Below are 9986 nucleotides of genomic sequence, written 5' to 3'. Positions count from 1 at the left end.
CGGCTGGCCGCCGGGGGCAGCGGCCACCGCCACTGGTCGTCCCGGCGGCGCGGCAGCGCCCCGCCGCCGGCCTCCAGCTCGGCCAGCAGCTCGGCCGCCGCGACGGTGACGTCGCCGGGGGCGACCCCGCCGACGGTGCGGACCACGAGCACACCCCACGCAGCCGGGCCCAGAGGGCGGTCCGACCCGTGCCGGGCACCGGGCGGAGCCGGACCATGGTGGCCGGGTCCAGCCGGACCAGCCGGGCCAGGAAGGCGCCCGCGTCGGCCACGCCCTCCAGCCCGTGCCCGCCGGTCTCGACCGGCCCCGTCATGCGGCTCCCGCCGCGGGCGCGTAGCGGAGCAGGAAGGCCCGCTCCTCCGGGCTGATCCGCCGGGGCCGCTGCGCGGCCAGGTCGAACGGGACGAGCACCGAGCGGGCCCGGCTGGCCAGCACGTCGCCGTCGTACAGCTCGTAGGCGACGGTGAACGAGGCGGCCCGGATCTCGGAGATCCACAGCTCGATCCGCACGCTCGGGGCCGCCTCCGCGGTGGCCCGGCCGAGCGCGTAGTCGACCGGGCGCAGGTAGTCGACCTCGTGCCGACGGATGACCACCCCGTCGGCGAACGAGCCCACGCCCCACGCCCGGCCGCCGGCGAACATCAACGCCACCCGCGCCTCCTCGTACAGCGTGAGGAAGCGCGAGTTGTTGACGTGGCCGTACGCGTCGAGGTCGGACCACCGCAGCGCGCAGTGGTAGACGAACCGGTCAGTCACGGGTGAGCTTGCGGTAGGTCACCCGGTGCGGACGAGCGGCCTCGGCGCCGAGCCGGTCGATCTTGTTCTTCTCGTACGCGTCGAAGTTGCCCTCGAACCAGAACCACTTGGCCGGGTTCTGGTCGTCGCCCTCCCAGGCCAGGATGTGCGTGGCGACCCGGTCCAGGAACATCCGGTCGTGGGAGATGACCACGGCGCAGCCGGGGAACTCCAGCAGCGCGTTCTCCAGGCTGGAGAGGGTCTCCACGTCCAGGTCGTTGGTCGGCTCGTCGAGCAGGATGACGTTGCCGCCGATCTTCAGGGTCAGCGCCAGGTTGAGCCGGTTGCGCTCGCCGCCGGAGAGCACCTTGGTCGGCTTCTGCTGGTCCGGCCCCTTGAACCCGAACGCGGCGATGTACGCCCGCGACGGCATCTCGACCTTGCCCACCATGAGGTGGTCCAGCCCGTCGGAGACCGTCTCCCAGACCGTCTTGTCACCGGCCAGGCCGGCCCGGCTCTGGTCGACGTACGACAGCGAGACGGTGTCGCCGACCCGGACCGTGCCGTCGGTGGGCTGCTCCAGCCCGACGATGGTCTTGAACAGGGTCGTCTTGCCGACGCCGTTCGGACCGATCACGCCGACGATTCCGTTGCGGGGCAGCGAGAAGCTGAGGTCGTCGATCAGCACCCGGTCGCCGAAGGCCTTGGTCAGGTCGCGCGCCTCGATGACCGTGCTGCCCAGCCGCGGACCCGGCGGGATCTGGATCTCCTCGAAGTCCAGCTTGCGGGTCTTCTCCGCCTCGGTGGCCATCTCCTCGTACCGGTCGAGCCGGGCCTTGGACTTGGTCTGGCGGGCCTTGGCGTTGGAGCGGACCCACTCCAGCTCCTCGGTGAGCCGCTTCTTCATCTTGGCGTCGCGGCGGCCCTCGACCGACAGCCGGGCCGCCTTCTTCTCCAGGTAGGTGGAGTAGTTGCCCTCGTACGGGTAGGTGCGGCCGCGGTCCAGCTCGAGGATCCAGTTGGCCACGTTGTCGAGGAAGTACCGGTCGTGGGTGATCGCCATGACGGTGCCGGCGTACTTGGCCAGGTGCTGCTCCAGCCAGGAGACGCTCTCCGCGTCCAGGTGGTTGGTGGGCTCGTCGAGCAGCAGCAGGTCGGGCGCCTCCAGCAGCAGCTTGCAGAGCGCGACCCGGCGGCGCTCACCACCGGAGAGCTGGGTGACGTCGGCGTCCGGCGGCGGGCAGCGCAGGGCGTCCATGGCCAGCTCGAGCTTGGAGTCGATGTCCCAGGCGTCGGCGTGGTCCAGCTCCTCCTGGAGCTTGCCCATCTCCTCCATCAGCTCGTCGGAGTAGTCGGTGGCCATCTGCTCGGCGATGGAGTTGAACCGCTCCAGCTTGGCCTTGGTCTCCGCGACCGCCTCCTCGATGTTGCCGAGGACGGTCTTGGTGTCGTTGAGCGGCGGCTCCTGGGCGAGCATGCCGACGGTGTAGCCGGGCATGAGCCGGGCCTCGCCGTTGCTCGGCTGGTCCGAGCCTGCCATGATCTTGAGAAGGCTGGACTTACCGGCGCCGTTCGGACCGACCACACCGATCTTGGCCCCCGGCAGGAAGTTCAGCGTCACGTTGTCGAGCACGACCTTGTCGCCGTGCGCCTTGCGCGCCTTTTCCAGGACGTAGATGAACTGGGCCACGGTGCGGGCTACCTCCGTCGGTTGCTGTCGGCTGATGGGCGGCGCGGGCGCGGGCTGCGACCTCCGCCCGCCGCCGGCCGGGGGCCGGCCGCGCGCACGCCGACGTCAATCCTGACAGGTACGGCCCAGTTCGCCCACATCACCCCGCCAGGGGAGTACGCCGTGCCCCGTCCGGTCCAGCCGATGTCGACAAGATCACGGACCGGGTTGAGCCCGCGTGGGACGGGTAGGGAACTCCGGCACGGGGCATCAGAGGCCGCAGCTACGCTCAGTACGCTCATCGCGGTGGACCCGTCAGCACCCGGAGGTGGCCGATCGTGACCGTCCGTAGCTCCTTTGTCGTAGTGGCGAACCGACTGCCGGTCGACGAGGTGAGCACACCCGAGGGACGGCAGTGGCGACGAAGTCCGGGTGGGCTGGTCACCGCGCTGCACCCCGTGCTCGCCGAACACCAGGGCACCTGGGTCGCTGGGCCGGCGGCACCGGCGCCGCGCCCGAGCCGTTCGACCTGGAGGGGATCCGGCTGCACCCGGTGCCGCTGAGCGCCGAGGAGTTGGAGCGCTACTACGAGGGCCAGTCCAACGCGACAATCTGGCCGCTCTACCACGACGCGGTGGAGACCCCCGCCTACAAGCGCCGGTGGCGCGAGGCGTACCGGCTGGTCAACGCCCGGTTCGCGGAGGCCGCGGCGGACGTGGCGGCCGAGGGCGCGACGGTCTGGGTGCAGGACTACCAGCTGCAACTGGTCCCGGCGATGCTCCGCGAGCTGCGGCCGGACCTGAAGATCGGCTTCTTCCTGCACATCCCGTTCCCGCCGATCGAGCTGTTCATGCAGATGCCGTTCCGGACCGAGATCCTGCGCGGCCTGCTCGGCGCCGACCTGGTCGGCTTCCAGCAGCGGCTGGCCGCGCAGAACTTCGTCCGGCTGGCCCGTCACCTGCTCGGCCTGCGCTACGAAGGGCAGATGATCCAGGTCGACGGCCGGCAGGTGAAGGCCGGCGCCTTCCCGATCTCCATCGACACCCGGGAGATGGAGCGGCTGGCCGAGGATCCGGCGATCCAGGCCCGGGCCAAGCAGATCCGCGAGGAGCTGGGCAACCCGAAGACGATCATCCTGGGGGTCGACCGGCTCGACTACACCAAGGGCATCGAGCTCCGGCTGAAGGCCTTCCGTGAACTCCTGGCTGACGGAAAGTTGACAGTCCCGGACGCGGTTATGGTGCAGGTCGCCACCCCGAGCCGGGAGCGGGTGGAGCACTACCAGGCACTTCGCGTCAAGGTGGAACGCGAAGTTGGTCGGATTAATGGCGAATTCGGACGGGTCGGGGTGCCGGCGGTGCACTATTTGCATCAGTCGTACAGTCGCTCCGAACTGGCCGCGATGTACGTCGCGGCAGACGTGATGATGGTGACCCCGCTGCGAGACGGAATGAATCTGGTGGCCAAGGAGTACGTCGCATCGCGCGCCGACCAGGGCGGCGCGCTCGTGCTCAGTGAATTCGCCGGCGCCGCCACCGAGCTGCGCCAGGCCTTCCTCTGCAACCCGCACGACCCCGACGCGGTCAAGGACGCGCTGCTGCGCGCCGTGCACGTCGAGAAACCCGAGGCCCGGCGCCGGATCCGGGTGATGCAACGCCACCTGCGCACCCACGACGTGGGGCACTGGGCCAAATCCTTCCTGACCGAACTCGGCGTGCCCGATACGGAGGCCGCGTGAACGCCCCCGCACCCGCCACCCCGCACGGCGGTGTGATGGATCCCGAGCTGCGCGCCGCCATCGGCCGGATCGCCCGGGTCCCCCAGCTCCTGATCGCCTGCGACTACGACGGCACCCTGGCGCCGATCGTCGAGGACCCGACCAAGGCCGTACCGCTGCCGGAGTCGGTGGCCGCGGTCCGCGCGCTGGCCTCGCTGCCGCAGACCACCGTCGCGGTGGTCTCCGGCCGCGCGCTGCGCGACCTCGCCGCGCTCTCCCGGCTGCCCAGCGAGGTGCACCTGATCGGCAGCCACGGCTCCGAGTTCGACATCGGCTTCGTCGAGCGGCTCTCCCCCGAGCTGATCGCCGTACGCACCCGGCTGCGCGACGCGCTGCGCCAGGTCGCCGCGGACCACCCCGGCGTGCGGCTGGAGCGCAAGCCCGCCAGCGTCGCGGTGCACACCCGCGGGGTCGACCCGCAGATCGCCGCCGCCGCCATCGAGGCGGTCCGCAGCGGCCCCGCCACCTGGGACGAGGTGACGGTGACCCAGGGCAAGGACGTCATCGAGCTGTCGGTGGTGGCCACCCACAAGGGCACCGCGGTCGACCAGCTCCGCACCCAACTCTCGGCGAGCGCGGTGCTGTTCATCGGCGACGACGTCACCGACGAGAACGCCTTCGGCAACCTGCACGGGCCGGACGTCGGCATCAAGATCGGCCCGGGTGACACCCGCGCCGACTACCGGGTCGCGGAGCCCATCGAGGCGGCCCGGGCGCTGGGCCTGCTGCTGGAGACCCGGCGGCACTGGCTCTTCGGTGAGCGGGCGGTTCCGATCGAGCGGCACTCGATGCTGGCCAACGGCCGGACGGTCGCGCTGCTCACCCCCGACGCCAAGGTGAGCTGGCTCTGCCACCCCAAGCCGGACTCGGCGGCGATCTTCGCCGACCTGGTCGGCGGCAGCCCGGCCGGGCACTTCAGCATCGCCCCGCAGCGCGGCGGCATCCCGCTCGGGCAGCGCTACCGCAGCGGCACCATGACGGTGGAGACCCGCTGGTCCGGGCTGACGGTGACCGACTGGCTGGACCTGCCGGCGACGGAGACCACCCCGGACGGCCCGGCGATCGTCACCGGCGACTCGACGCTGGTCCGGGTGCTCACCGGCACCGGCCGGGCCCGGATCGACTTCGCTCCCCGGCCCGAGTTCGGGCAGGTGGCGGTGCAGTTGCAGCCGATCGACGACGGCCTGCTCGTGCTCGGCTCGAACGAGCCCGTCGCGCTCTACGCCCCGGGCGTGGAGTGGGAGGTCACCAGCGACGGCGTGAACGAGAGCGCGAAGGCGATGGTGGACCTCTCCGCCACCGGGGGCCAGGTGGTGCTGGAGCTGCGCTTCGGCACGCACAGCCTGGAGCACCACCGGGTGCCGATCCATGAGCGGCAGGCCGCCGCGGAGCAGCCCTGGAAGGACTGGGTGGCCGGGCTGCGGCTGCCCGGCACCGCTCGGGACCTGGTCGCCCGCAGCGCGCTCACCCTCCGCGGGCTCTGCCACGAGGCGACCGGTTCGATCCTGGCCGCGGCGACCACGTCGCTGCCCGAGGAACTGGGCGGGGTCCGCAACTGGGACTACCGCTACTGCTGGCTGCGGGACGCGGCGTTGACCGCCCGGGCGCTGGTCGACCTCGGCTCGACCGAGGAGGCCGAGGGGCTGCTGCGCTGGATCGACGGTGTGATCGAGCGCACCGGCGGGCACCCCGAGCGGCTGCACCCGCTCTACACCGTCGACGGGTACGAGCTGGGTGCCGAGGCGGTCATCGACACCCTGCCCGGGTACGCCGGCTCCCGGCCGGTCCGGGTCGGCAACCTGGCCAACCACCAGCTCCAGCTCGACGTCTTCGGCCCGGTCGCCGACCTGATCGCCGCGGTGGCCGACGCCCGGGGCTCGGTCCGCGACGACGAGTGGCGGGTGCTGGAGAACATGGTCGAGGCGGTCCGCCGCCGCTGGCACGAGCCCGACCACGGCATCTGGGAGGCCCGCCTCCCGCCACGGCACCACATCTTCTCCAAGGTGATGTGCTGGATGACCGTCGACCGGGCGCTGCACGTGGTGCGGCAGCACGGTCACGAGGACCGGCCGGAGTGGGTGGAGCTGCGCGACCGGATCGGCTCGAACGTGCTGGAGTACGGCTGGCACGACGAGGCCGAGGCGTACAGCGTCGCGTACGGGCACGACGAGATGGACGCCTCGTCGCTCTGGATCGGCCTGTCCGGGCTGCTCCCCGGCGACGACCCGCGCTTCCTGTCGACCGTGCTGAAGATCGAGGCGGACCTGCGCAGCGGGCCGGTCGTCTACCGGTACCACTGGGACGACGGCCTGCCCGGCCGGGAGGGCGGCTTCCACATCTGCACGGCGTGGCTGATCGAGGCGTACCTGCGCACCGGTCGGCGCACCGACGCGGAAGAGCTGTTCACCCTGATGGTCGACACCGCGGGCCCGACCGGGCTGCTCCCCGAGCAGTACGACCCGCTCGCCGAGCGTGGCCTGGGCAACCACCCGCAGGCGTACAGCCACCTCGGCCTGATCCGCTGCGCCCTGCTGCTGGACAACATGCTCAAGCAGTGACCGGACGGTGACGACGGCGGCGGACCCCGGTCCGCCGCGTCGTGCTGTCCGTCGCGCCCCGACGGGCCACAGTGACCGCGGCGCCGCCTTTGCTCTGCTGCAGCGGAGGCAACACTGAGGGCACCTGCGTGTTGCGTGGGCTGCAGCAGAGCAAAGGGCGTGAGCCAACCGGTCCGGGGACGGGCGGCGGGCGGCGGCGGGCACCCGCCGGCGGGTAGCGGATCAGCCGGACGTCAGGGCGTCGACCACGTCGCCGACGACCACCACGGCCGGCGGCCGCAGTCCGGCGGCGACGACGTCCTGTGCCACCGCGCCGAGCGTCGACCGCAGCAGCCGCTGACCGCCGGTGGTCCCCTCCTGCACCACCGCGGCCGGGGTCTCCGCCGGGCGGCCGTGCGCGACAAGCGTCGCGCTGATGGCGGCCAGGTTCTTGAGGCCCATCAGGATCACCAGGGTGCCGCGCAGCCCGGCGAGGGACTCCCAGCGGACCAGCGAGGCCGGCGAATCCGGCGCGACGTGCCCGGAGACCACGGTGAACTCGTGCGCCACCGCCCGGTGGGTGACCGGGACGCCGGCCACCGCCGGCACGGCGATCGCGCTGGTCACCCCCGGCACCACCGTCACCGGCACGCCCGCCTTGGCGCAGGCCAGCAGCTCCTCGCCGCCGCGGCCGAAGACGTACGGGTCGCCGCCCTTCAGCCGGACCACGGCCTTTCCGGCCAGGGCCCGGTCGACCAGGATCCGGTTGATCTCCTCCTGGGCCCGGGACGGCCGTAGGGGATCTTGGAGGCGTCCACCAGCTCGACGTCGGGGCGCAGCTCGTCGAGGAGCAGCCCGGGCACGAGACGGTCGGCGACCACCACGTCCGCCTCGGTGAGCAGCCGCCACCCCTTCCACGGTGATCAGTACTCCGCCCACCGCCCGCTGGTCCGGTACGGCTCCGCCGGCAGCAGTGCCGGGAAGTGCACCTCCTGGTCACCGATCGCGGTCATCTCCGAGCGGACGATCTCGGTGATCCGGTCCAGCACCAGCTTGCCCAGCGGCAGCCAGGTGTAGCCGCCCGGCGCGGCCCGGCGGACGTAGCCGGCGCGGATCAGCAGTCGGTGGCTCGGCACCTCTGCGTCCGCCGGGTCCTCGCGCAGGGTCCGGAGCAGCAGGGTCGACATGCGCAGCAGCATTGCCGCAGCGTACGGCGGGCGCGATGGGAGGGGCGATCCAATTCGTCGGGTGCGTGGCCGTGCACCGGTGGTCAGCGCAGTCCGCGGATGAGGTTGTCGATCAGGGTGCGGGCGAAGTCCTCGGTCAAGGGCTGGTCGGGCAGGAGGAGGCGGTGGTAGCAGGCGCCCCAGAGTTGGTCGACGACGGACTCAGGGTCGATGTCGGCACGTAGCTGTCCGCGGGCCACGGCTCTGGTGAGGGCCTCGACGGCGAGGGCGCGGCGGGGCCCGGAGTAGCGCTCGCGGTACGCGGTGGCCAGGTCCGGGTCGGTCTGGGCCTGCGCGATGAGTTGGCTGATCACGCGCCCGGCGGGGGTGTCCCGCATGAGGCGGACGAATGCGGTGAGCTGGTCGGTCAGGTCGACGATTATGTCGCCGGTGTCGGGGAAGGCGAGGGCCGGGCCGACGACGGTGAAGTAGCCGTCGAGGGCGAGGGCGCCTCTGGAGGGCCACCATTTGTAGATCGTCATGCGGCTGGCACCGGCCTCGGCGGCCACCTTCTCGATGGTGAAGCCCGCCATGCCCTGCGCCAGCAGCAGGTTTCCGGCGGCGGTGAGGATCTCGGCGCGGACCTGGTCGGCGGGGCGGCGGCCCCGGCCGCGTCGGGGCGTTGCCGCGGCACCTGGTGTGGCTTCGGACACCAGCCGTCTCCTTATATGGACACCGTGTCTTCGTCTTGATTATATGGACACAGCGTACACGACAGCGATGGCAGGAGGATCCCATGACCACGCCAACCACCCACACCGACCGGGTCGCGATCGTCACCGGCGGTTCCCGAGGCATCGGTGCCGAGAGCGCCCGACGCCTCGCCGCCGACGGGTTCGCGGTCGTGGTCGGCTACGCCGGCAGCGCCGCCGAGGCCGACCGGGTCGTCTCCGACATCACCACCGCCGGTGGCAGGGCGGTCGCGGTACGGGCCGACGTCGCCGACGAGACCGCCGTCGCCGCCATGTTCGAAATCGCCGAGCAGACGTTCGGTGGCGTCGACGTGGTGGTGAACAGCGCCGGCATCATGATCCTCGCCCCCTTGGCCGACTTCGACCTCGACGCGTTCGACCGGATGCAGCGCGTCAACGTGCGCGGCACGTTCGTCGTCGACCAGCAGGCCGCCCGCCGGCTGCGCGCCGGTGGGGCGATCATCAACCTCTCCACCTCCGTGCTCGGACTGGCCCTGCCCACCTACGCGGCCTACATCGCCAGCAAGGGCGCCGTCGAGGGGCTCACCAGGGTCCTGGCCCGGGAGTTGCGCGGCCGGGACATCACCGTCAACGCTGTCGCCCCCGGGCCCACCGCCACCGACCTGTTCCTCGAGGGCAAGGACGAGGAGACCATCGCCCGGATGGCCGCGCAGCCGCCGCTGGAGCGCCTGGGCACCACGGACGATGTCGCCACCGTGGTGGCGTTCCTGGCCGGACCCGCCCGCTGGATCAACGGCCAGGTCATCCGGGTCAACGGCGGGATCGTCTGACCCGGCGAGGCCGCACCGCGGACATCACCACGCTCGCCCCGAGGCTCAGCGGCGCTTGGCGTTCTCGATGAAGGTGCGCCAGGTATGGGGGGCGAAGGTGAGGGCCGGGCCGGTCGGGTCCTTGCTGTCGCGGACGCCGACGACGCCAGGCAGGTTGTCGGCCACCTCGACGCACTCGCTCTGAGCGCTGCGGGTGGACTTGCGCCAGATCGCGCCGATCAGCTCCATGACGTCATCACTTCCTTCATCAGGTCGACCGACCGTCCGCGAGGTAGTGCCTCGCTTCGGACACTCTCCCACCTGGACAGAAGGACTGCCAGATCGTCCTCCTTGTCGATCACCGCGCCGCCGAGCTGGTTCTCCAGGTAGCCAACCCATCCGCCATCCGAGCCCCGCGCAAGACTGAACGGTCCCGCGAGTCCGACGTGCAGGCTGACCTCGGCAGGGACGATGTGCACGCTGACTTTCGAGCGTTCGACGCACTCGATCAGGTGCGCGATCTGCTGGCTCATGAGCCCTCGGAAGCTCTCGTCAGCCCGCCTGAGGACGAGTTCATCCA

Annotated in this window: 7 protein-coding genes and 4 pseudogenes; 3 read left to right on the top strand and 8 right to left on the bottom strand. The window is 71.5% G+C overall.

The window, feature by feature from the left end; genetic code table 11:
- The 3 genes and pseudogenes from JNW87_RS28550 to ettA all read right to left on the bottom strand — a co-directional run.
- A pseudogene (locus JNW87_RS28550) lies at positions 1 to 313 on the bottom strand (hypothetical protein); the annotation flags it as partial.
- Positions 310 to 756, bottom strand: coding sequence for a thioesterase family protein (locus tag JNW87_RS28545; RefSeq protein WP_109800913.1), 447 nt, complete (start codon positions 754 to 756; stop codon positions 310 to 312). The gene JNW87_RS28545 and the pseudogene JNW87_RS28550, both read right to left, overlap by 4 nt.
- Positions 749 to 2425 (bottom strand): energy-dependent translational throttle protein EttA, encoded by a 1677-nt coding sequence (gene ettA, locus JNW87_RS28540; protein WP_109800914.1) that lies wholly within the window; start codon positions 2423 to 2425, stop codon positions 749 to 751. Before ettA ends, JNW87_RS28545 begins: the two co-directional genes overlap by 8 nt.
- Before the next feature lie 317 nt (positions 2426 to 2742).
- Between ettA and JNW87_RS28535 the strand changes: the two are divergent.
- Together JNW87_RS28535 and otsB are read left to right on the top strand one after the other, a co-directional pair.
- Positions 2743 to 4142 (top strand): annotated as a pseudogene (locus JNW87_RS28535) (trehalose-6-phosphate synthase).
- A gap of 35 nt (positions 4143 to 4177) precedes the next feature.
- Positions 4178 to 6739, top strand: a complete 2562-nt coding sequence (gene otsB / locus JNW87_RS28530; protein WP_109800922.1) for a trehalose-phosphatase — start codon at positions 4178 to 4180, stop codon at positions 6737 to 6739.
- A 222-nt stretch (positions 6740 to 6961) separates the two neighbouring features.
- Here the strand turns inward: otsB and cobA are convergent.
- The 3 genes and pseudogenes from cobA to JNW87_RS28515 all read right to left on the bottom strand — a co-directional run.
- Positions 6962 to 7632: pseudogene (gene cobA / locus JNW87_RS28525) on the bottom strand (uroporphyrinogen-III C-methyltransferase); the annotation flags it as partial.
- Positions 7633 to 7644: 12 nt separating this feature from the next.
- Positions 7645 to 7917: pseudogene (locus JNW87_RS28520) on the bottom strand (proline--tRNA ligase); the annotation flags it as partial.
- A gap of 71 nt (positions 7918 to 7988) precedes the next feature.
- Positions 7989 to 8597 (bottom strand): TetR/AcrR family transcriptional regulator, encoded by a 609-nt coding sequence (locus JNW87_RS28515; protein ID WP_236647727.1) that lies wholly within the window; start codon positions 8595 to 8597, stop codon positions 7989 to 7991.
- 83 nt (positions 8598 to 8680) lie between these two features.
- Between JNW87_RS28515 and JNW87_RS28510 the strand changes: the two genes are divergently transcribed.
- The gene (locus tag JNW87_RS28510; protein ID WP_109801604.1) at positions 8681 to 9427 is read left to right on the top strand and encodes an SDR family oxidoreductase; all 747 of its coding nucleotides are present in this window, start codon (positions 8681 to 8683) and stop codon (positions 9425 to 9427) included.
- A 45-nt stretch (positions 9428 to 9472) separates the two neighbouring features.
- Here JNW87_RS28510 and JNW87_RS28505 read toward each other — a convergent pair whose 3' ends face one another.
- On the bottom strand, positions 9473 to 9655 hold the full coding sequence (locus JNW87_RS28505) for a DUF397 domain-containing protein (protein WP_109801605.1): 183 nt from the start codon (positions 9653 to 9655) through the stop codon (positions 9473 to 9475).
- A partial coding sequence (locus JNW87_RS28500; protein WP_238454714.1) for a Scr1 family TA system antitoxin-like transcriptional regulator occupies positions 9646 to 9986 on the bottom strand: 341 nt, incomplete at its 5' end. The genes JNW87_RS28505 and JNW87_RS28500, both read right to left, overlap by 10 nt.

It is taken from the genome of Micromonospora sp. ATA51, from assembly GCF_016802855.1.
Classification (GTDB): Bacteria; Actinomycetota; Actinomycetes; order Mycobacteriales; family Micromonosporaceae; genus Micromonospora; species Micromonospora sicca.
The sequence above is the reverse complement of the archived record's forward strand: the minus strand, read 5'-3'. Positions and strand labels throughout refer to the sequence as shown.